22 protein-coding genes and 1 pseudogene are annotated in these 19,367 nt (G+C 66.5%); 14 read left to right on the top strand and 9 right to left on the bottom strand.

Annotated elements, in window-relative coordinates; genetic code table 11:
- The 5 genes and pseudogenes from AB4Y43_RS10330 to AB4Y43_RS10310 all read left to right on the top strand — a co-directional run.
- Positions 1-153 (top strand): annotated as a pseudogene (locus tag AB4Y43_RS10330) (MFS transporter); the annotation flags it as partial.
- A 74-nt stretch (positions 154-227) separates the two neighbouring features.
- Entirely contained in the window at positions 228-734 is a 507-nt protein-coding gene (locus tag AB4Y43_RS10325) for a hypothetical protein (RefSeq protein ID WP_368684627.1), read from the top strand.
- A gap of 75 nt (positions 735-809) precedes the next feature.
- Positions 810-1,688 (top strand): LysR substrate-binding domain-containing protein, encoded by an 879-nt coding sequence (locus tag AB4Y43_RS10320; protein ID WP_069266696.1) that lies wholly within the window; start codon positions 810-812, stop codon positions 1,686-1,688.
- A gap of 158 nt (positions 1,689-1,846) precedes the next feature.
- Positions 1,847-3,001, top strand: a complete 1,155-nt coding sequence (locus AB4Y43_RS10315) for a methionine aminotransferase (RefSeq protein WP_368727745.1) — start codon at positions 1,847-1,849, stop codon at positions 2,999-3,001.
- Positions 3,002-3,048: 47 nt separating this feature from the next.
- Complete coding sequence (locus AB4Y43_RS10310) at positions 3,049-3,837, top strand: ABC transporter substrate-binding protein (RefSeq protein ID WP_069266726.1); 789 nt, start codon at positions 3,049-3,051, stop codon at positions 3,835-3,837.
- Positions 3,838-3,876: 39 nt separating this feature from the next.
- Here the strand turns inward: AB4Y43_RS10310 and AB4Y43_RS10305 are convergent, their stop codons facing one another.
- Positions 3,877-4,113: a hypothetical protein gene (locus AB4Y43_RS10305; RefSeq protein ID WP_342948743.1), complete on the bottom strand. Its 237-nt coding sequence runs from the start codon at positions 4,111-4,113 to the stop codon at positions 3,877-3,879.
- Positions 4,114-4,146: 33 nt separating this feature from the next.
- Entirely contained in the window at positions 4,147-4,725 is a 579-nt protein-coding gene (locus AB4Y43_RS10300; protein WP_368727744.1) for a hypothetical protein, read from the bottom strand.
- A gap of 223 nt (positions 4,726-4,948) precedes the next feature.
- Between AB4Y43_RS10300 and AB4Y43_RS10295 the strand changes: the two genes are divergently transcribed.
- The gene (locus AB4Y43_RS10295) at positions 4,949-5,329 is read left to right on the top strand and encodes a hypothetical protein (protein ID WP_368727743.1); all 381 of its coding nucleotides are present in this window, start codon (positions 4,949-4,951) and stop codon (positions 5,327-5,329) included.
- 13 nt (positions 5,330-5,342) lie between these two features.
- Here the strand turns inward: AB4Y43_RS10295 and AB4Y43_RS10290 are convergent, their stop codons facing one another.
- From AB4Y43_RS10290 to AB4Y43_RS10280, 3 genes are all read right to left on the bottom strand, one after another.
- Complete coding sequence (locus AB4Y43_RS10290; protein WP_368727742.1) at positions 5,343-6,665, bottom strand: MFS transporter; 1,323 nt, start codon at positions 6,663-6,665, stop codon at positions 5,343-5,345.
- A 126-nt stretch (positions 6,666-6,791) separates the two neighbouring features.
- On the bottom strand, positions 6,792-8,333 hold the full coding sequence (locus tag AB4Y43_RS10285) for a bifunctional 3-(3-hydroxy-phenyl)propionate/3-hydroxycinnamic acid hydroxylase (protein ID WP_368727741.1): 1,542 nt from the start codon (positions 8,331-8,333) through the stop codon (positions 6,792-6,794).
- An 84-nt stretch (positions 8,334-8,417) separates the two neighbouring features.
- Positions 8,418-9,269, bottom strand: a complete 852-nt coding sequence (locus tag AB4Y43_RS10280) for a fumarylacetoacetate hydrolase family protein (RefSeq protein ID WP_069266703.1) — start codon at positions 9,267-9,269, stop codon at positions 8,418-8,420.
- Positions 9,270-9,413: 144 nt separating this feature from the next.
- Between AB4Y43_RS10280 and AB4Y43_RS10275 the strand changes: the two genes are divergently transcribed.
- On the top strand, positions 9,414-9,992 hold the full coding sequence (locus tag AB4Y43_RS10275) for a VOC family protein (protein ID WP_368727740.1): 579 nt from the start codon (positions 9,414-9,416) through the stop codon (positions 9,990-9,992).
- Positions 9,993-10,004: 12 nt separating this feature from the next.
- Here AB4Y43_RS10275 and AB4Y43_RS10270 read toward each other — a convergent pair whose 3' ends face one another.
- The 4 genes from AB4Y43_RS10270 to phaP all read right to left on the bottom strand — a co-directional run bounded on the left by AB4Y43_RS10270 (position 10,005) and on the right by phaP (position 13,891).
- A complete protein-coding gene (locus AB4Y43_RS10270) occupies positions 10,005-10,760 on the bottom strand; it encodes an IclR family transcriptional regulator (RefSeq protein WP_368604475.1) in 756 nt (251 codons plus the stop codon).
- Between the two features lie 229 nt (positions 10,761-10,989).
- Complete coding sequence (phbB, locus tag AB4Y43_RS10265) at positions 10,990-11,733, bottom strand: acetoacetyl-CoA reductase (protein ID WP_069266706.1); 744 nt, start codon at positions 11,731-11,733, stop codon at positions 10,990-10,992.
- Positions 11,734-11,991: 258 nt separating this feature from the next.
- Positions 11,992-13,173 (bottom strand): acetyl-CoA C-acetyltransferase, encoded by a 1,182-nt coding sequence (locus AB4Y43_RS10260; RefSeq protein WP_342945703.1) that lies wholly within the window; start codon positions 13,171-13,173, stop codon positions 11,992-11,994.
- A gap of 142 nt (positions 13,174-13,315) precedes the next feature.
- Positions 13,316-13,891, bottom strand: coding sequence for a TIGR01841 family phasin (gene phaP / locus AB4Y43_RS10255; protein WP_342948735.1), 576 nt, complete (start codon positions 13,889-13,891; stop codon positions 13,316-13,318).
- A gap of 472 nt (positions 13,892-14,363) precedes the next feature.
- Between phaP and AB4Y43_RS10250 the strand changes: the two genes are divergently transcribed.
- From AB4Y43_RS10250 to AB4Y43_RS10220, 7 genes are all read left to right on the top strand, one after another.
- Entirely contained in the window at positions 14,364-14,624 is a 261-nt protein-coding gene (locus AB4Y43_RS10250) for a hypothetical protein (RefSeq protein ID WP_368727768.1), read from the top strand.
- A 92-nt stretch (positions 14,625-14,716) separates the two neighbouring features.
- Positions 14,717-15,316 (top strand): RNA polymerase sigma factor, encoded by a 600-nt coding sequence (locus tag AB4Y43_RS10245; protein ID WP_368602825.1) that lies wholly within the window; start codon positions 14,717-14,719, stop codon positions 15,314-15,316.
- Positions 15,313-15,768 carry a hypothetical protein gene (locus tag AB4Y43_RS10240; RefSeq protein WP_368602604.1) on the top strand — a complete coding sequence of 152 codons (456 nt, stop codon included), beginning with the start codon at positions 15,313-15,315 and terminating at the stop codon, positions 15,766-15,768. Before AB4Y43_RS10245 ends, AB4Y43_RS10240 begins: the two co-directional genes overlap by 4 nt.
- Entirely contained in the window at positions 15,765-16,277 is a 513-nt protein-coding gene (locus AB4Y43_RS10235) for a periplasmic heavy metal sensor (RefSeq protein ID WP_069263466.1), read from the top strand. The genes AB4Y43_RS10240 and AB4Y43_RS10235 overlap by 4 nt, the downstream gene beginning before the upstream one ends.
- Positions 16,278-16,363: 86 nt before the next feature.
- Positions 16,364-17,815, top strand: a complete 1,452-nt coding sequence (locus AB4Y43_RS10230; protein ID WP_368602605.1) for a DUF1800 family protein — start codon at positions 16,364-16,366, stop codon at positions 17,813-17,815.
- Positions 17,812-18,969, top strand: a complete 1,158-nt coding sequence (locus AB4Y43_RS10225) for a DUF1501 domain-containing protein (RefSeq protein ID WP_368602826.1) — start codon at positions 17,812-17,814, stop codon at positions 18,967-18,969. The genes AB4Y43_RS10230 and AB4Y43_RS10225 overlap by 4 nt, the downstream gene beginning before the upstream one ends.
- Positions 18,970-19,090: 121 nt before the next feature.
- A complete protein-coding gene (locus AB4Y43_RS10220) occupies positions 19,091-19,306 on the top strand; it encodes a YXWGXW repeat-containing protein (protein WP_083245185.1) in 216 nt (71 codons plus the stop codon).
- Positions 19,307-19,367 lie beyond the last annotated feature (61 nt).

The raw sequence follows: 19,367 nt of genomic DNA, 5'->3' as shown, positions 1-19,367 counted from the left end.
CCCGGCTATGCATCGATCGGCATCGCCGCGCCGCTCATCGTGCTGCTCGCGCGCATCCTGCAAGGGCTGTCGGTGGGCGGCGAGTTCGCCACCGCCGCCTCGATGCTCACCGAGTACGCGCCGCCCGGCCGCAAGATGTTCTATGGCAGCTTCACTCGGGCGGCGCCCAGGTCGCGCATCGCTATGCCATCCTGAGCACCGCGCCCGAGCAATGCGCCCAACGCGGCGTGCCGCTGCGCTTCGTGATCGCGAATCCCTCTTCCTGGGTGTATTTCGATTCGTTGCGACCGCAACCGGATGGCAGCTTCGCCCCTGCGGATCGCACCGCATGCCCCGACGTCGACGACTGGAAGTACGGCATGTGCAAGCTCCCGCGCTATGCGGCAGCCACGCACGATGCCGCCACGCTCGAGCGCCGCTACATCGGGCGGGAAGTGGTGTATCTGGCAGGCGAGCGCGATTGCGACCCCGCGCACGCGGCGCTCGACCGCTCGTGCGCGGCCAGCGCGCAGGGGCCTCACCGGCTCGCGCGAGCCCTAACCTGTTACGCCTACCTGCGCGCGAGGCACCCGCAGTTGCGCCATACGTGGTTCGAGGTGCGGGGTGCGGGCCACAACGCCGAGGCCATGTTCCTCTCCGGGCCCGGCATACGCGCTTTGTTCGGCGCACGTGCCACGATCGACACGGCACGCGCGGCGAGCCAGGCACAGAGCGCAGACGGCGCAGACGATTGAAGCGGGCGGCCGTCGTATCATAGCGGCTCGATTCCCGCCGGCTGCGCGCACTCGCCCGGCCGCCCAACGACCGCCATGAGACGCCTTCCCCCGCTCAACGCCCTGCAGATTTTCGAAACGGTCGCCCGCTACGGCAGCTTTACGCGCGCGGCCGAGCACCTTTGCCTCACACAGGGCGCAGTCAGCCGGCAGATCCTCGCGCTCGAGCAGTACTACGGCCTGCCGCTCTTTCGCCGCTCGTCCAAAGGTCTCACGCTCACCGCCGAAGGCGAGCAACTGCTGCCGGCCGTGCGCGACGGCTTCGGGCGTATCGAAGAAGCCTCGCAGCGCCTCACGCGCCAGCGCACCGAGCTTGCGCTCAAGGTCCCGACCTGCGTGATGCGCTGGATGCTGCCGCGCATCATGCGCTTCCAGAACGAGCACCCCGACCTGCAGATCCAGATCACGACCACCTGGGGACACGAAGTCGACTTCCAGGCCGAGCCGTTCGACGCGGCGATCATCTACGGTTCGTCGCCCGGCGCCGACGTGCATGCGGTGCCGCTCTTCGACGAATACCTCACGCCCGTCTGCACGCCCGAGGTGCTCTCGCGCCGCCCGCTCGTCAAGCCCGACGACCTCGCGCACCAGACCCTGCTGCACCCCACGCGCGACCACGCTGACTGGCGCCTGTGGCTCGCGCGCGCGGGCGCGAAGAAAGTCGATGCCGATCTCGGTCCCACGTTCGAATCGCTCGATCTCGCGGCCACTGCCGCCATGCAGGGGTTCGGCGTCGCCATCACCGATCGCACGCTCGTCCGCGAGGATGTCGAGACACGCCGCCTCGTCATGCCCTTCGACCTCGCCGTACCCACGGGCTCGCGCTACTATTTCGTGTACCCCGAATGTGTGGCCCAGCAGAACAAGGTGCAGCTGTTCAGCGACTGGATGGGCCGGGACCGCTCGACGCCGTAGCGCGCCATGAGGGCGGCGCATGGCGGCCATGAGAATTAATCGATTGCATGCGGGCTGCTCTTTCGGCGTAATGGGGCGCTCCGCGCAAGGCCCGATCTTCCGGCAACCTCGCATTTGACACACCATGCGGCCGCGCGCCGCCCGAAGGGAGACCGACCATGCAGAGCGCCGCGCAGGCCCGCTCGAAGCTGCCCGATGTAGGCACGACGATTTTCACGGTAATTGGCCAGCTTGCCGCCGAGCATCAGGCGCTGAACCTCTCGCAAGGCGCACCGAATTTCGACCCGAGCGCGAAACTCGTGGATGACGTGGCCGCCGCCATGCGCGCGGGCCACAACCAGTACGCGCCGATGGCGGGCCTGGCCGACTTGCGCGAAGCGCTCGCCGCGAAGTTCGAGATGCTCCATGGCGCGCACTACGACCCGTCGAGCGAGGTGACCGTGCTCGCGAGCGCGAGCGAAGGCCTGTACTCGACGATCAGTGCGCTCGTGCATCCCGGCGACGAGGTCATCTACTTCGAGCCCGCGTTCGACAGCTATGCGCCCATCGTGCGCCTGCAGGGCGCGCTGCCCGTGGCGATCAAGCTCGCGCAGCCGCATTTCCGCGTGGACTGGGACGCAGTGAGCGCGGCCATCACGCCGCGCACGCGCATGATCATCGTGAACACGCCGCACAATCCCACGGCCACGATCTTCGGCGAGGACGACATCGCGCGGCTCACGGCGCTCACGCGCAATACCGACATCGTGATTCTCTCCGACGAGGTGTACGAGCACGTGGTCTTCGACGGCGCGCCGCACCGGAGCATGGCTCGCTATCGCGAGCTGGCCGAGCGCAGCGTGATCGTTTCGTCGTTCGGCAAGTCTTATCACGTCACGGGCTGGCGCGTGGGCTATTGCCTTGCCCCCGCCCAACTGATGGACGAGATCCGCAAGGTCCACCAGTTCATGGTCTTTTCCGCCGACACGCCCATGCAGTATGCGTTCGCGCAGGCGCTTGCCGAGCCGAAGACATATCTGGGACTCGCGGCCTTCTACCAGCACAAGCGCGACCTGCTCGCGCGCGCGCTGGCAGCCTCGCGCTTCGAACTGCTGCCGAGCGAAGGCAGCTTTTTCATGCTCGCGCGCTTCCGGTCTTTCTCCGACGAGCGCGACAGCGACTTCGTGCTGCGACTCATCCGCGACGCCCGCGTGGCGACGATTCCGCTCTCGGCGTTCTACACCGACGGCACCGACGAAGGCGTCATCCGCCTCAGCTTCGCCAAGGATGACGAAACATTGCTCGAAGGCGCACGCCGCCTTTGCGCGATCTAGCGCACCCCATTCGAAACACAACGAACCTGATCGGCAAGGAGATCACCATGAAGCGACTCAACGCGCTCCTCGCGCTGGCATGCGTGTGCGGCGTACTCGGCCCCGCATCGACATTCGCCGATACGAACCTGTTGCGCTTCGGCGTCGAGGCGCAGTATCCGCCGTTCGAGACCAAAGCCGCGGACGGCACGCTGCAAGGCTTTGACATCGACATCGGCAATGCCGTGTGCGCCAAGGCGGGCATGACCTGCAAATGGGTCGAAACCTCGTTCGACGGCCTGATTCCCGCGCTTCAGGGCCGCAAGTTCGACGCCATCAACTCGGCGATGAACGCCACCGAAAAGCGCCGCGAGGCCATCGACTTCACCACGGTGATCTATCGCGTGCCGAGCCGCCTGATTGCGCGCAGTGACAGCGGACTCGTCGCGACTGCCGCGTCGCTCAAGGGCAAACGTGTCGGCGTGCTGCAATCGTCGATTCAGGAAACCTATGCCAAGGTGCACTGGGAGCCGGCCGGCGTGAGCGTCGTGCCCTATCAGGACCAGAACCAGATTTACGCGGATCTCGGCGCGGGGCGTCTCGATGCAACGCTCGTGCTCGCGCCTGCGGGCCAGAAGGGCTTTCTTTCGCAACCCGAAGGAAAGGGTTTCGCGTTCGTGGGCGAAGCCGTACGCGACGACAAGATTCTCGGCAGCGGCGTGGCGTTCGGCATCCGCAAGGGCGATACAGCCTTGCGCGAGCGCCTGAACGCGGCCATTGCAAAGCTCGAGTCCGACGGCACGGTCACATCGCTCGCGCACAAATACTTCGGCGACATCGACGTTTCGCCGAAGTAAGACGCAGCACTCAGGGGCGGCCGTATGGCATGAACGAAGTCAGCGCCGCCCCTCGCGCGAATTGCGGTTCACGGGCTCGTCGTTCTGCGTGCGCTCCTGGTACGCATCGCCGCCCCGGCGGTCCGTGTCCTCCTGGCCGCTCTCCACGTCGCTATGCCCCTGGCGGCCCACCGAGCGCGGCTCGTGCGGATGACGCCGCGCGAGCGGCTCGCTGCCTTCGTGCTGCGGGCTCTTGACGTTCGTACCGTCGTCGTCCGGCGTCTCGTGATGCTTCATGATTGCCTCCTTGTCAGCGCAACGCGCCTCCGCTCATTCGCGCAGCGGCTCGACGCTGCGGGTGGGGTCGAAGTCGGCCCAATGACCTTGCTGCCAACGTCCGTCGGCGCGCTCGATCTCCACGCCGCCCGCCGCGCTCAGTACCTGCGCCGCCGTGTGCTCGGTGCCGGAGCTCACATGCACGGCCACCAGCACGCCGGACTCGCGGGCCTTCGGCGTGCCATCGGGCTCGTAGCCGACGTCGGGCTGGCGCGCCTTGCCGCCACCCCTCGTCTGCCATAGCGCGCCCGCGAGCGTGCCCACATAGGCGCCGACGCCGGCGGCCACCGCCAGCACCACCAGCGAGTGGAATACGACGTACGAGATCAGCACGCCGAGCACGAGCCCGATCACCGCGCCTCCCGCAGCCCCCGTCGCCGCGCCCAGCGACGTGCCGCGCGCGCCCGGGTCGACGAACTCGTCGCCGCCCACCGGAAAGCGCGCGTGCTGGCCGCTCGGGTTCACGAAGAACGAGGCGACATCCTCGCCGACAAAGCCGTTCGAATGCAGCTTGTCGACGGCCACTTCCGCTTCGTGCAGGGTCGTGAAGCGGCTCGCAACGATCATAGACATGGCTCTCTCCTTGCAGGCTTCGATGAGTGGAAGTTCCTGACCGAGCGCGCACGCGTCGTGCCATTCGCCTGCGCTCGATCCGATGCGCGCCTTCGCCTGCCGCTTGCCGCGTAGCGCATCGGCCGTGCCCAGGCACGGTTGGAACGCCCGATGCGCGCTGTGAAGTCACGCAAAAGCGCACGCAAAAGCGCGCGCAAAAACGGCCATCGAGACGGGAGCCCCTATGAACACCTTCGATTTCGACCAGCGTCTGGAGGAGATCCAGATCGCTCTCGCAAGTATTTTCGAATCGCCCAAGCGGCCGGCGGTCAGCCTCATCGACGAGGGCGAGACGATCGTTATCCAGCTTTCCTGGGTCGTGGACTCGCACCGCGACACCACGCTCGACGCGCGCTGCGCCGCCACGCTGCGCTTCTCGCGCGCGCAACTCGACCGCTACGCCGAGATGGACACGGCGCGCCGGCGCATGATCCAGCAGCGCATTCGCGAGCGCGTGCGCGAACGCTTCGAGGCACGGCAGACGCAGCCGGCCACCGAGGGCGCGTGCTCGATCGAAATCGACGTCGACGATTCCGAGTTCGAAACGCCCGAAGGCTTTCTTTGAGCCACGCGCACGCCTAACCTGCGGCTGCCGCCGGGCGCTCGACCCGCGAGCGCGACGAAGCGTGCAGCCCGAGGTTCGCCAGCAGCGCGACCAGCGCCGAGCCGGTCACGTACCACGCCGGCGCGGCCGGCGACCCGCTCATGCGCACGAACGCCGCGCAGAGCAACGGCGCAAACCCGCTGAACACGACCACCGAAACGTTGTACGCGAGTGCGATGCCGCTAAAGCGCACCTGCACCGGAAAGAGGTCGGCGAGAACCGCGGCCCACGTGCCGCTTGCGAGCGAGAACACCAGCGCGGCGAACACGAACAGGACGACCACGTTCACGCTGTGCGCCGCTAGCGCCGTATAGAACGGCCAGGCGAGCGCGGCGAGCAGCACGCAAGACACACGCAGCAAGTACCGGCGCGGCACGAAGTCGCCAGCCCAGGCCGCCGCGAGCAGCCCCACCGAACTCACGAGCAAGTACGCATTCTGGGCGAGCGCGGCCTCACGCGGCGCGTATTTCAACGTTTCGATCAGATACGCGGGCATGTGGCCGTAGAGCACGCCGTTGAAGCCCGCCATCACCGCAATCGAAAGCGCGCCGCCCACCACCGCGCCGCGATGGTGGCGCAGCGTTTCGCGAAACGGCTGCTTCACCACCGCGCCCTGCATTTGCCGGAATTCGGGCGACTCGTCGAGATTGCGGCGCAGCAGATACGAAACGATCCCGCACAGCCCGCCCACGAGGAACGCGATGCGCCAGCCGTAGCTCGCGGCGTCGGCGGGGGTGAGCGCGGACTGCACGACGAGATTGACGATCGTCGCGAGCATCACGCCCGTATTGATCGCGCAGACGATCACGCCGGCCGCGAGGCCCGCGCGGCGCGGCGCCGCTTCCACCGCATAGGTGATCGCGCCGGGCATTTCGCCTCCCACGCAAAAGCCTTGCAGCACGCGCAGGCCGATCAGCGCAACGGGCGCGGCAACGCCCCAGTGCGCGTAGTTGGGCAACAGGCCGATGCAGAGGGTGGCGACCGTCACGACGACGATCGAGCCCACGAACACGGGCCGCCGCCCGATGCGGTCGCCCAGGCTGCTGAGCACGATGCCGCCGAGCGGCCGGATGATATAGCCGATCGCGAGCACCGAAAACGTGAGCAGCATGCTCACGAGCGGGTCGCTCGCCGGGAAGAATTGCGCGGCGATCGAATGCGCGAAAAAGCCGTAAATCACGAAATCGTAGAACTCCAGCGAGCCGCCCAGACTCGCAATGAGGATCATCTTCCATTGGGCGCGGGTCAGGCCAGGCGCCGCGGCGTGCGACGCTGGCAGGGAGGGTGTCGTCTCCATATGCTCTCCTTGTTGATGGACCTGGCGGCGCTTGTGTTTCTGCTAGCGGATCTTCGTCCTACGCCACTTCTTCAAAATCATCGGCCCGGGCAGCCGCGTTGCATTGCGGACTGCCCGGGCCTTGGGTCAAGCGGCCTCTCGTCGCTGCAGCGCGCACGCAACGCCTGCACGTGCGAGCAGCGCTTCCACGTCGCTCGCGTCGTGCGCGACGCCGCCGACGTAGCGGTCGGGCCGCAGCAGCACGGCGCGCGCGCCGGCGTCCGCAAGCCAGGCGCGCAGCGGCTCCCGCTTGGCCGGCACGATCGCCACGCGCTCACGTTGGGCTGCGTTCGTCAGCGCGTTCTGCGCGTGTTGCGCAAGCGCTTCGTCGACGATCAGCGCGAAGCGATAACCGACGGCGTCATCGAGGCGCGAGCCGTCTTCGAACACGGGTTGCGGCCCGATATCGCCGCCCGCCGCACCGGCGTGCCAGCCCGGACCCAGACGCGGCTGGGGCGTGCGAAATTCGCGAATCGCCGCCGTCATCTCGCGGTCGCGCGCGGCAACGGCGTCGCTGTCGGTGGCCTGGATCACGCCGCCTAGCTGCACCGCCGTTTCGATGAACGTGCGCACGTGCGGCTCGCGCTCGCTCTCGTAGGTGTCGAGCAGCGCGTCGGGCAGCGCGCCGTCTATCACGTCGGCGAGCTTCCATGCGAGGTTCGAGGCGTCGCGTATGCCCGCGGCCATGCCCTGCCCCATGAACGGCGGCGTCTGATGCGCGGCATCGCCCGCGATCAGCAGCCTGCCGCGCCGCCAGCCCTGCGCGATCACCGAATGGAACGTGTAGATCGCCGAGCGTTCGAGTTGCGCGTGCGCCGGCGTGATCCAACGCGCGAGCCGCTCCCAGATCCATTCCGGCGTGCCGATGCGGCGCTCGTCGTCGCCCGGCATCACCATGATTTCCCAGCGGCGGCGGTTGTGCGGCCCACGCGTGTATGTGGTCGGCCGCGCGGGGTCGCAGTACTGGAGCGAGTAGTCGCCGAGATCGGCGCGCTCGCCCTCCAGCAGCACGTCCACCACGACCCAGCGCTCGTGCGATTTCAGATCGGCCAACTCGGTGCCGATGAAGCGGCGCACGGTCGAGCGCGCGCCGTCGCAACCCACCACGTAGCGCGCCGTGGTGTGCGCAAGGCGCCCTTGCGCCGTATCTTCGAAACGGATGCGCACGTGGTCGTCGCATTCGTCGAGCGCGAACACTTCGTGACGCAGGTGCACGTCGGCGCCGCCGCGCGCGGATAGTTGCGCACGCAACGCCCGTTCGAGATCCGGCTGATGGAATTTGTAGCTTGCGCACCAGCCTTGCGGGCCGATGCCGCCCGGCCGTGTCCAGTCGATCATCAGCTCGCCGCGCGCATTCAGGAACTTCATGCCGGGGCCGACGAACAAATTGGGCAGCAGTGTCTGCGCGATTCCCGCCGTCTGAAACACGCGCATGCATTCGCCGTCGAAGTGCACGGCGCGCGGCAGCTGGAACACGTCCTTGTCGCGCTCGAACACCACGACTTTCAGGCCGCGCAGCGTGAGCAGATTGGCGAGCGTCGCGCCGGTCGGCCCGAAGCCGATAATCGCGACGTCATAGTCTGGCTTCGAATTTGATTTGCATACCGAATTGTCTACGACATCCTTCATCCCATTCACCTGATCCGTGGCTAACTGAGTGAAAACTACGTGGATGACTGCGCCGCCCGCATCGCGCGGGCGGCGTCCTGCGGCTTACGCTTCGTCCGCGACGGGGTTCCTGAGCGTGCCGATGCGATCCACCTCGACTTCCACCACGTCGCCATGCTTCATGAAAAGCGGCGGATTGCGCTTCGCGCCCACGCCGCCGGGCGTGCCGGTCACGATCACATCGCCGGGGAAGAGCGGCGTGAAGGTGGAGAGATACGCGATCTGCTTCGCAATGCCGTGAATCAGCATCTGCGTGGTCGCGCGCTGCACTTCCTGGCCGTTCAGACGCGTAACCAGCGTCATCAGCGCGTTCGGCTCGATCTCGTCGCTCGTGACCATCCACGGGCCGAACGCACCCGTGCGGTAGAAGTTCTTGCCAGGTCCCCATTGGCCCGTATGGCGCTGCCAGTCGCGCACCGAGCCGTCGTTGTAGCAGCTGTAGCCCGCGATATGACGCCACGCGTCGGCCTCGGCGATACGCCGGCCGCCCTCGCCGATGATCACGGCGATCTCGCCTTCATAGTCGAACTGCGTGGACTCGCGCGGACGCAGCATGGGCTCGCCGGCGCCCACCTGCGAAGCCGGCAGGCGCATGAAGATCACGGGCTGCTCGGTGGTCTCGCGGTTGGTCTCCTTCACGTGCTCCGCGTAGTTCAGGCCCACACAGAAGATCTGCTGCGGATTGGCAATGACGGGCTCGAGCGTGACTTCGGCGAGCGGATAGTCGCCCTGGCCTTCGTTCGCGGCCCGTTCCGCTTCGGCGAATGCACCGGCGGCGATCAACGACTTGAGGTCGGCATAGCGGCCGCCCAGGCGCTTCTTGAGGTCGTACACCGCGCCGTCGCGCACGACGCCGAACGACGAACCTTCATGGGTGGAAAAGCTGGCGAGTTTCATGATGCTCCAATGAGAAAGAGGGTATTCGGTGGAAATGGGGGGCGCGCATTTCTTGTGCGTTTATCGTATTTTGAGAATACACTACGTAAAACGCACAGTACAACGTGATTTGCATCAGGGTTTATCACTATCACTGGAGACAGCATGACTCTGCCGAACACCGAACCAACCACCAGACGAACCGGCCTCACGCTCAGCCACATGGGTTTTTACGTGAGCGACATGGCGAAGGTCGAAGACTTCTATACGCGGGTGCTCGAATTCACGGTCACGGACCGCGGCACGCTGCCCTCGCCGCGCGGCACGGTCAGCCTCGTCTTTCTCAGCCGCGATCCCCGTGTGCATCACCAGATCGTGCTGGCGAGCGGCAGGCCCGAGCGGTTGGCGTTCAATCCGATCAACCAGATTTCGCTGGAGGCGGACAGCCTCGCCACGCTCAAGCACTTTCACCGGCGCTTCGTGGAGGAAGGGATGGAGGAGATCGTTCCGGTCACGCACGGCAATGCGATCTCGTTCTACGCGCGCGACCCGGAGGGCAACCGGCTGGAGATCTTCATCGACACGCCGTGGTACGTGGATCAGCCCATGCGTGTCGCCGTGGACTTTACGCTGCCCGACGACGCGTTGCTCGCCGAGGTCGAGCGCCATGCGAGCACGTTGCCGGGCTTCCGGCCGCGCGCGGAGTGGGAGCGGGAGATGGCGGCGCGTATGGGCGTAGCGTGACGCCGCGCCGTCTTATGCCTCGATCAATGCACGCACGCGCGTGGAAATGCGCGCGGCGGCTTCCTTCACGGCCTCGACCACGCGCTCGAGGTTGAAGAACGCGAGGCGCTGCTCGGGCACGACGAGCGCGAGCGCGGCCACGGCTTCGCCCGATGCGTCGGTGAAGAGCGGCGAAGCGACGGCGGACATGCCCGCTTCGAGTTCGCCCTTCGAGAGATAGAAGCCCGCGCGGCGGATCTTGAGCAGGCTCGCGCGGAATTCTTCGAGCGAGCCGCCGAGTCCGCTGGCCGCGATGTCTTCGGGGTACTGCTCGAACAACGCGGCGAGTTTCGCCTTGGGAAAGGTCGAAAGGATCGCCTTGGGCGCGGCGCCAAGAAAGAGCGGACGCGGACGGCCACGTCCATAGCGCAGGTCGAATGCGGCGTCGTGCGATTCGCGGTGCGTATCGACGAGCTCGTTGCCGTACCAGCGCGACATGACGGCGTCGAAGCCCGATTGCTCCGCCAGCTCGCGCATGACCGGCTGCCCCGCTTTCAACAGCGGATCGGAAATGCGCAAATGGTAGTCGAGCGTGATGATGCGCGGGCCGAGGCCGTATTCGCCGCCCACGAAGCGCAGCAGCATGCCCGTATCGACGAGTTCGCGCAGATAGCGGTAAGCGGTCGGCACCGAGCATTGCAGTTCGGCCGCCACCTGTTCGGCGGAAAGAAAAGGCCGCGCCTCGGAAAAGAGTTCGAGGATGGACAGCAGTTTCGCAATGCTCGACAAAGGCCGGTCTCCGGTCACGCGTGGGGTGGCCAATTATAGCGGCACGCTTCACTGCGTTCGTGCCCCGCAAACCGGCGGCACCATGCAAAACCGCCGCATTGCAGGGCACGCTTTACACGTGCCTTGCAATGCGGCGGTCGGTATGGATTACCGCTGCCGCATGCATCGCGCATCGCCCAGGCGAAAGTCGCCTGACATCATTCATGCAAGATACATGTTTAGCATAGCTTTATTGCATATGCTGTCCGCCGTTGATAGGAATATTTGCGCCCGTCACGAAGCCCGCTTCGTCCGAACACAGGAACAGCACGAGCGCCGCGACTTCACCCGGGTTGCCGAGGCGGCCCATCGGGATCTGCGGCAGAATCTTCGAGTCGAGAATGTCCTGGGGAATGGCGGTCACCATCTTCGTGGCGAGGTAGCCCGGCGAAATGGTGTTCACGGTCACGCCCTTGCGAGCCACTTCCAGCGCGAGCGACTTCGTGAAGCCGTGCATGCCGGCCTTCGCCGCGGCGTAGTTGGTCTGGCCGACCGAACCCTTCGAACCGTTCACCGACGAAATGTTGATGATGCGGCCCCAGGCGCGCTCGACCATGCTGTCGCACAGCGGCTTCGAAATATTGAAGATCGAGTCGAGATTCGTGCGCAGCACGGCGTCCCAATTGACCTTGTCGAGCTTGCGGAAGGTCATGTCGCGCGTGATGCCCGCGTTGTTCACGAGAATATCGACAGGGCCGATCTCGCTCTGGATCTTCTTCGCGCCGCGCTGGCACGAATCATAGTCCGCCACGTCCATGCCGTAGGCGTGGAATTCGCGGTCGGTCTCCTTCATGCGCGCCAGCCAGTCCTTCGCGCCTGCGTTATCGGGCGAGTGCGTCACCACGACGCGATAACCCGCGTCGTGCAGTTTCACGCTGATGGCCTCGCCAAGGCCGCCCATGCCACCTGTCACCAATGCAATACGATTAGTCATCCTATATATCCGCGAGAGTTGAGCGTCATTAAAACCGTGGCGTTACGCGCTACGCGTGCAGGCGCCACATACACCGTTGCCCGGCTTCATCCTTCCACCCAGGAAAAAGACAGGCGAATGCCGCGCGGCTTCTGATCAATTTCTAGTATTGCGCGTGGTTGCTGCTACTGGCGGCTCGCCGCTGCTTCTCGCGCGACGAGCCGCTTGCTGCCTGGTTGCTACCCGGCTTCCCGCCTTGAAAGCGGGATCAAGCTGGAATCAAGCGCGCTCGAGCGCGAGCGCCACGCCCATGCCGCCGCCGATGCACAGCGAGGCCAGGCCGCGCTTCGCGTCGCGGCGCTGCATTTCATGCAGCAGCGTCACGAGAATCCGGCAGCCCGACGCGCCGATCGGGTGACCGATTGCAATCGCCCCGCCGTTCACGTTGATCTTCGACGTGTCCCAGCCCATCTGCTTGTTCACGGCCAGCGCCTGCGCCGCGAACGCCTCGTTGATCTCCATGAGATCGAGGTCGTTCACCGACCAGCCCGCGCGCTCCAGCGCCCGCTTCGACGCCGGCACCGGGCCCATGCCCATCACCTTCGGATCGACGCCGCCGCTGGCGTACGCCTTGATGCGCGCGAGCGGCGTGAGGCCCAGCGCCTCGGCCTTCTTCGCCGACATCACCACGACCGCGGCTGCGCCGTCGTTGATGCCCGACGCGTTCGCCGCCGTCACCGTGCCTTCCTTGTTGAACGCCGGCTTCAGGCCCGCGAGCGATTCGGCCGTCACGCCGTGGCGCACGAATTCGTCGGTCCTGAACTGCAGCGGCTCACCCTTGCGCTGCGGAATTTCCACCGAGACGATCTCTTCGTCGAAACGGCCCGCCTTCTGCGCGGCTTCCGCCTTGTTCTGCGAGAGCGCCGCAAACGCGTCCTGTTCTTCGCGCGTGATGCCGTATTCCTTCGCGACGTTTTCCGCCGTCACGCCCATGTGGTACTGGTTGTACACGTCCCACAGGCCGTCGACGATCATGCTGTCGATGAGCTTCGCGTCGCCCATGCGGAAGCCGTCGCGCGAGCCCGGCAGCACGTGCGGCGCGGCGCTCATGTTCTCCTGGCCGCCGGCCACGACGATGTCCGAATCGCCCGCGATGATCGCGTTGGCCGCGAGCATCACCGCCTTCAGGCCCGAGCCGCACACCTTGTTGATCGTCATGGCGGGAACGGCCGCGGGCAGGCCCGCCTTGATCGATGCCTGGCGCGCCACGTTCTGGCCCGAACCGGCCGTCAGCACCTGACCCATGATCACGTCGCTCACCTGCTCGGGCTTCACACCCGCGCGCTCGAGCGCGGCCTTGATGACGATCGCGCCCAGGTCGGGCGCCGCCACCTTCGCGAGCGAACCGCCGAATTTGCCTACTGCCGTACGTGCGGCCGAAACGATCACAATGTCAGTCATGTTGAGCTCCTGCTCTGCAAATGCGCTGAAAAATCGATGTCTGGAAAGCTGAGCCGGCAAACGCCGCGCCTTCGTCGTTCATTCACGACGAAGACGCGTGTTCGACGCGCAGTGGCGTATTGCCGGCGGGCAGGAACGCGAATCAGGCCTTGGCCGGGCTGGCCTTGGCGGCAACCGGCTGGACCGCGACCGGCGCGACTTCCTGGGCGGAAGCCACGACGTTCTGGAAACCGCTCTGGGCCGTTTCGATGGCCTGGCGGGTCACGCCGCGCAGCGTTTCGGCGGCGTTGTTGACGGCGGCGAAGGTCGAGTTCATGGCCGCGACGAACGGCTCCACGCCCACGGGCGCGTTTTGCGTCAGGCCTTCGGAGAAGTCCTTGAAACGCTGCTCGTTTTCGCCCGATTGCGCCTGGGCGGCTTGAATCAACTCGTTTTGGGTCGTCGTCGCGATGTCGACGAGATGGCGGCCGTACGACAGGGCCTTGGCGGCGGCTTGCTGCGACGCACCAATTTGCTGCGTCAGGAACTCGGCGGGATTGCCGCTTTCGAGGGCGCCCTTGAGCGTCGCTTCGCTTTCTGCGATGGCAGCCTTGCTGGCCTGGACGTTGAGGTCGATCACGGCCTGCACGCCCTCGACAACGGGCTTCGTGAGCGCAAAGAACGCTGCGACGCCAGCCTGGTAGTTCGCGCGGAATTGTTCGGGTGCGGAAACGGACATCAGCTCATACTCCTTGGTTAGTCTTACTAATTAAAGCGCCAACCCCCGATGGCCTGACTTGCGGCTGTATTCCTATGGTTTGAAAACTAATGTTGCATCGCCGCAGTCGATCTCGAGTGTCCATTCTAAGACAGAAATTTAACAATTTTGTGGCGATTCATATTAGGTAGAAACCCTTAATGTAAGTCTTTCGGGTTCGGAAATTGCAGTTGTCAAGCAACCCCTCTCGAGACCGGTAAATTCGCCGCTGAGCGCGGAAATTGCATGGTGAATAAATGGTCCGCGACGGATTTTCCCCGCGGCGCCGTTTAAGTCCTTATAGGGGCTGTTGGCCCCTCTGCATCAAGGGAGAGAAATCATGACCCGCAAACCACTGCGTTCGTCACTTGCCGCCGCTCTGCTCGCCTCCACCGCAACGGCCGCGCTCGCACAGCCCGTGGTCGTCGAGCCGAATGAGGCGCCACGGCAGCCCATGGTCGTCGAGCCCAATGAGCCGCCGCAGCAGCCCGTGATGGTCGCGCCGACGTCGCCGCCGCCTCCGCCGCGGGAAGAAGCGGCTCCCCCGGCGCGCCAGGGTTACGTGTGGCAGTCCGGCCACTGGCGCTGGGACCGGGGCGTGTACGTCTGGGAACCGGGCCACTGGGAAGAAGCCCGCTCGGGGTACAACTGGGTGCCGGGGCACTGGGTCGAGGACGGCCCGAACTGGCGATGGATTCCGGGCCACTGGGCATAGTGCCGCTCGAGCGGCATCAGGCCTGAGTGCCCGACTTCAAACTGGGAAACGACTATGACGGCGCGGCAGCGGGTTCGCCTGCGGTTCCATCGTTGCAGACCGACAAGGCCGGGAAGGCCTTGAACGAACGCGATCCGGACGCGGAACTCGTCGCGCGTGTCGGCGCGCGTGATCCGCTTGCCGTGCGCGCGCTCGTCGCGAGCAAGCTGCCGCGCCTCATCGCACTCGCCACACGCATGCTCGGCGACCACAGCGAAGCCGAAGACGTCGCTCAGGAAGCGTTCGTGCGGATCTGGAAGCAGGCGCCCACCTGGCGCACGGGCGAAGCGAAATTCGATACATGGCTGCATCGCGTGGCGCTCAACCTCTGCTACGACCGCTTGCGCGGACGGCGCGAAGAGACCGTAGAAGACGTGCACGCCGTGAGCGAGCCGGCACCCGATCCCGCGGGCTCGCCCGACCAGCAGATCGAAGCGCGCACGCGCGACGAGCGCGTGCGCACCGCACTCGCGGCGTTGCCCGTGCGCCAGCGCGAAGCGCTCGTACTCACTTACTATCAGGAGCTTTCGAACCTCGAAGCAGCCAGCCTGATGGAGATTTCGGTGGACGCGCTCGAAAGCCTGCTGGCGCGCGCCCGGCGCACCCTGCGCGCACAACTGGCCGGCGAAGCCGCCGGTAAGGACTCCGTATGACACCCGAACGATTCCACATGCTCGTCGCGGCTTATGGCGCCGACCCGCAACGCTGGCCGCAGCACGAGCGCGAAGACGCGCTCGAATGGGCCCGCGCGCATCGCACCGAAGCCAACGCGGCGCTCGACGAAGCCATGGCGCTCGACAGCTGGCTCTCCCGCGACATGGTGGCGCCGCCGGGGCGCGCGCTCTTCGAGCAGATCGTTGCGGGCGCACCGGTGAAGCCCGTTGCCGCCGCGAAGCGCCGCAGCTTCTGGTGGTCCGGCGCGGCGTTCGCGGGCGTGGGCCTCGCGGGCGCGCTTGCAGGCGCGCTGACGATATCGTTCGTCGTGCTCGGCGGCACGGCGCCCGCCGCCCCCCACGAGACGTATCTCAGCACGAGCTTCGGGGGGACCAGTTCGGACTGGAGCGAATCGAACCTCAACCCTGGCGCCGAAGGGAGTGACGAATGAACGGCTGCTCATGGAAAACGCTGCTCGTCGGCTCGGTCGTCCTGAACGTTTTTCTGCTCGGCGCAATTGCGGGCGGTGCGTGGCGCTGGTTCGCCGTACGCAGTGAGCCGCAGGCGCAGGCGACGCAGCGCGTGGCGTTGCGCTTCGCCGCCGAAGCGCTTTCGCCGGAACGCCAGCAGCAGTTCGCCCAGGCGCTCAAGTCCTCGCGCCGCGAAGGCAGCCAGTACGCGCGCGACGGACGCGACGGTCGGCGCGAGGTGCTCGACCTGCTCGCCGCGCCGCAACTCGACCGCAACGCCATCGACGCCGCGCTCACGCGCACGCGCACCGCCGACAGCGCGTTGCGCGCGCAAATCGAACGCGGCGTGGTCGATTTCGCGGCGACGCTCACGCCCGAAGAACGCGTGAAGTTCGTCGAAGGGCTCGAAAAGCGCGGCCAGTGGCGGCTACCGGCGCAGCAGCAAAAGCAGCCGCAGAAGGCGGTAAGCGAGGCGAGCGGCGCCCAGTAAAGTATTTGGCGGACCAGCGACGGATACCGCGTGCGATGAGCGTTTAACGGGAATACGCAACGCTCCATCGAGCACAAGGACCGCGCATGGAAAGCCTTTCGAATGCCCGCGCCGGCGCGATCGCCATGAACCGCTTCGGCCTCGGCGCGCGCGCCGACGAGACGCCGCCCGCCAACCCTCGAGGCTGGCTGCTCGGCCAGTTCCAGGCATACGAACCGCTGCCCGCGGCATGGCGCAACGAGCCCGGCGCGCTGGCGCTCGCTGCGCGCTTCGGGGAAGAACGCCAGCAAGGTATGGCGGGCAATGCGGCAGCAAGCGCGGCTTCGGAGACGAACGCACAAGGGAACGCGCAACAAGCCGCACGCCGCGCAGTCAATCAGGCGATCCGCCGCGAGAGCGTGGGCATCTACCGCAGCGCGGTCAACGCGCGCCTCACGAGCGCCTTGCAGAGCGACACGCCGTTCGTCGAACGGCTCGTGCACTTCTGGTCGAACCACTTCGCCGTATCGGTGGACAAGGCATTGATTGCAGGCATTGCGGGCGCATTCGAAATGGAAGCGATCCGGCCGCACGTGCTCGGTAATTTCGCGGACATGCTGGTCGCCGTCGAGCAGCACCCTGCCATGCAGCTCTTTCTCGATCAGACGCGCTCCGTTGGGCCCGACAGCCGCGCCGCGCTGCGCGCCGATCAACGCGACCCCGCGCACAAGCGCGGCCTCAACGAGAACCTCGCACGCGAGATCATGGAGCTGCACACGCTCGGCGTGCGCACCGGCTACACGCAGGACGACGTGACCGAATTCGCACGTGCGCTGACGGGCCGGAGCGTGGCGGGTTTACGCGGGCCGCAGCCCGGCAATGCCGCGCCCGGCAGCTTCGTGTTTCGCCCCGCGCTGCACGAGCCGGGCACGCGCACCGTGATGGGCAAGCGCTACGATCAACTGGGCGAGCAGCAGGCGCTTGCCATCCTCAACGACCTCGCGCACGCGAGCGCCACGAGCCGCCATATTGCGTTCCAGCTCGCCCGCCACTTCGTCGCCGACAATCCGCCGCCCGCACTTACCGAGCGTCTCGCACTCGCCTTCGAGCAAAGCGGCGGCGATCTGCCCACCGTGTATCGCGCGCTCGTTGAAGCGCCGCAGGCGTGGGCACCCGTCGACGCGAAGTTCAAGACACCGTGGGAGTGGACCGTTTCGTCGATGCGCGGTCTCGGCTGGCGCGAACCCGGCGACGCCGGCGAGATCAACGCCGCGCCGCTGCTCACGCAACTCGGCCAGCCGGTGTGGCGGCCAGGCTCGCCCGCCGGCTACGACGACATCGCGGCAAGCTGGGCCGCGCCCGATGCGCTCGTGCGCCGCGTGGAAGTCGCGCAGCGCTTCTCGGCGCGCGTGGGCGACCGGCTCGACCCGCGCACGCTCGGCAACACGCTCATGGGCGCCACGCTCAGCGCGCCCACCGCCACCGCGGTCGCGCATGCCGAAAGCGCGTCGACTGCGATCGCCTTGCTGCTCGTCTCGCCCGATTTCCTGAGGAGATAACCGCCATGGTTTCCCGCCGCCATTTCCTGCGCATCGCCGCCGCCGGCGCGGGCGCGATGCTCGTCGCGCCGCAGATCGTGTTCGCCAGCGTCGAGACCGAGCGCCGCTTCGTGTTCGTGATCCAGCGCGGCGCGGCCGATGGGCTGAACATCGTCGTGCCCTACGCGGAGCCGGCCTACGCCACGCTGCGCGGCCCGCTCGCCATCGACATCGACAAGGCCGCGAAACTCGACGGCACGTTCGCGCTGCATCCGTCGCTCGTGCAGATGGCGCAGATGTATGGCGAGAAGCAGGCGCTCTTCGTGCATGCGATCGCTTCGCCGTATCGCGACCGCTCCCACTTCGACGGACAGAACGTGCTGGAAACCGGCGGCCGCGCGCCCTACCAGGTCAAGGACGGCTGGCTCAACCGGCTCGCCGCCATGCTGCCTGCCTCGCGCGAAAATGCCATTGCGTTCGCGCCTACCGTGCCGCTCGCGCTGCGCGGCACGGTGCAGGTGAGTTCGTACGCGCCCTCGGCGCTGCCCAGCGCATCCGACGATCTGCTCACGCGCGTTTCCGCGCTTTACGACGGCGATCCGCAGTTGCGCGCGCTCTGGACTTCGGCGATGAACGCACGCGGACTCGCGGGCGACGTAAGCGCCCGCCAGGACCCCGCGAGCGTCGGCAAGCTTGCGGCGAGCTTCCTCGCGCGCCCCGATGGCCCGCGCATCGCCATGATCGAAACCGGCGGATGGGACACGCACAGCGCGCAGAACGCGCGGCTCGCGAATCAGCTAAAAGCGCTCGACACGATGCTCGCCTCGCTGCGCGACGGACTCGGCCCCGCGTGGGACAAGACCACGGTGCTCGTCGCGACCGAGTTCGGCCGCACGGCCGCGGCGAACGGCACGGGCGGCACCGACCACGGTCAGGCTTCGGCGGCGATGCTGGTGGGCGGCGCCGTGGCGGGCGGACGCGTACAGGCCGACTGGCCGGGGCTGCGCAGCGCGGATCTCTACGAGGCGCGCGACCTCAAGCCCACCGCCTCACTCGATGCATTGATCGCGGGCGCGGCCGCGGAGAGCCTCGGGCTCGATCCACAGCGCACGGCGTCGACGTTATTCGGAGATTCGGGCACAAAAAATGCGACTACGGGTTTGATAAGGGCATGAACGGTTGGAACAGCGAAACACGACGGCGCACCGCTTTACGTGGACCCGGATGCCGCTACGCGGCGAGCCTGGCCAGCCGTTCGGATAACCAACCAATTTCAGTCAGTGGAGGACTCCCGCCATGAAGATAAGACTACTGCACCCCGTGACCCTGGTCGCCTGCGCCGCCCTGCTTTGCGCATGTATCGTGGAGCCGGCCCACCCACCGGAGCCGGTGCCGCGCGTCGAGACGCCGCCACCCGCACCCGCCGAGGGCTATGCCTGGTCCAAGGGACACTACCGCTGGGAAGGCAATCAGTGGGTGTGGATTCCGGGGCATTGGGTGCAGGGCTACTAACAAGGAGATTTAACAGGGACTACTGAGTATTCGTATTGCGGCGGTCAAATTGCATCCAACG

This window comes from Paraburkholderia sp. BR10872, from assembly GCF_040965835.1.
In the GTDB taxonomy this organism is placed as follows: Bacteria; Pseudomonadota; Gammaproteobacteria; order Burkholderiales; family Burkholderiaceae; genus Paraburkholderia; species Paraburkholderia nodosa_A.
Note: the sequence above shows the minus strand (reverse complement) of the source record. Positions and strands in the feature narration are given on the sequence as shown.

Excerpts from the sequence above, each read along its gene's own strand:
- AB4Y43_RS10280 (WP_069266703.1), bottom strand. The coding sequence starts at position 9,269 with ATGAAACTCGCCAGCTTTTCCACCCATGAAGGTTCGTCGTTCGGCGTC.
- AB4Y43_RS10220 (WP_083245185.1), top strand. The coding sequence starts at position 19,091 with ATGAAGATAAGACTACTGCACCCCGTGACCCTGGTCGCCTGCGCCGCC.
- AB4Y43_RS10240 (WP_368602604.1), top strand. The coding sequence starts at position 15,313 with ATGACACCCGAACGATTCCACATGCTCGTCGCGGCTTATGGCGCCGAC.
- AB4Y43_RS10285 (WP_368727741.1), bottom strand. The coding sequence starts at position 8,333 with ATGAAGGATGTCGTAGACAATTCGGTATGCAAATCAAATTCGAAGCCA.
- AB4Y43_RS10310 (WP_069266726.1), top strand. The coding sequence starts at position 3,049 with ATGAAGCGACTCAACGCGCTCCTCGCGCTGGCATGCGTGTGCGGCGTA.
- AB4Y43_RS10250 (WP_368727768.1), top strand. The coding sequence starts at position 14,364 with ATGGTCGTCGAGCCCAATGAGCCGCCGCAGCAGCCCGTGATGGTCGCG.
- AB4Y43_RS10260 (WP_342945703.1), bottom strand. The coding sequence starts at position 13,173 with ATGACTGACATTGTGATCGTTTCGGCCGCACGTACGGCAGTAGGCAAA.
- AB4Y43_RS10235 (WP_069263466.1), top strand. The coding sequence starts at position 15,765 with ATGAACGGCTGCTCATGGAAAACGCTGCTCGTCGGCTCGGTCGTCCTG.
- AB4Y43_RS10275 (WP_368727740.1), top strand. The coding sequence starts at position 9,414 with ATGACTCTGCCGAACACCGAACCAACCACCAGACGAACCGGCCTCACG.
- AB4Y43_RS10305 (WP_342948743.1), bottom strand. The coding sequence starts at position 4,113 with ATGAAGCATCACGAGACGCCGGACGACGACGGTACGAACGTCAAGAGC.
- phbB (WP_069266706.1), bottom strand. The coding sequence starts at position 11,733 with ATGACTAATCGTATTGCATTGGTGACAGGTGGCATGGGCGGCCTTGGC.
- phaP (WP_342948735.1), bottom strand. The coding sequence starts at position 13,891 with ATGTCCGTTTCCGCACCCGAACAATTCCGCGCGAACTACCAGGCTGGC.
- AB4Y43_RS10290 (WP_368727742.1), bottom strand. The coding sequence starts at position 6,665 with ATGGAGACGACACCCTCCCTGCCAGCGTCGCACGCCGCGGCGCCTGGC.
- AB4Y43_RS10320 (WP_069266696.1), top strand. The coding sequence starts at position 810 with ATGAGACGCCTTCCCCCGCTCAACGCCCTGCAGATTTTCGAAACGGTC.
- AB4Y43_RS10315 (WP_368727745.1), top strand. The coding sequence starts at position 1,847 with ATGCAGAGCGCCGCGCAGGCCCGCTCGAAGCTGCCCGATGTAGGCACG.
- AB4Y43_RS10295 (WP_368727743.1), top strand. The coding sequence starts at position 4,949 with ATGAACACCTTCGATTTCGACCAGCGTCTGGAGGAGATCCAGATCGCT.
- AB4Y43_RS10300 (WP_368727744.1), bottom strand. The coding sequence starts at position 4,725 with ATGTCTATGATCGTTGCGAGCCGCTTCACGACCCTGCACGAAGCGGAA.
- AB4Y43_RS10230 (WP_368602605.1), top strand. The coding sequence starts at position 16,364 with ATGGAAAGCCTTTCGAATGCCCGCGCCGGCGCGATCGCCATGAACCGC.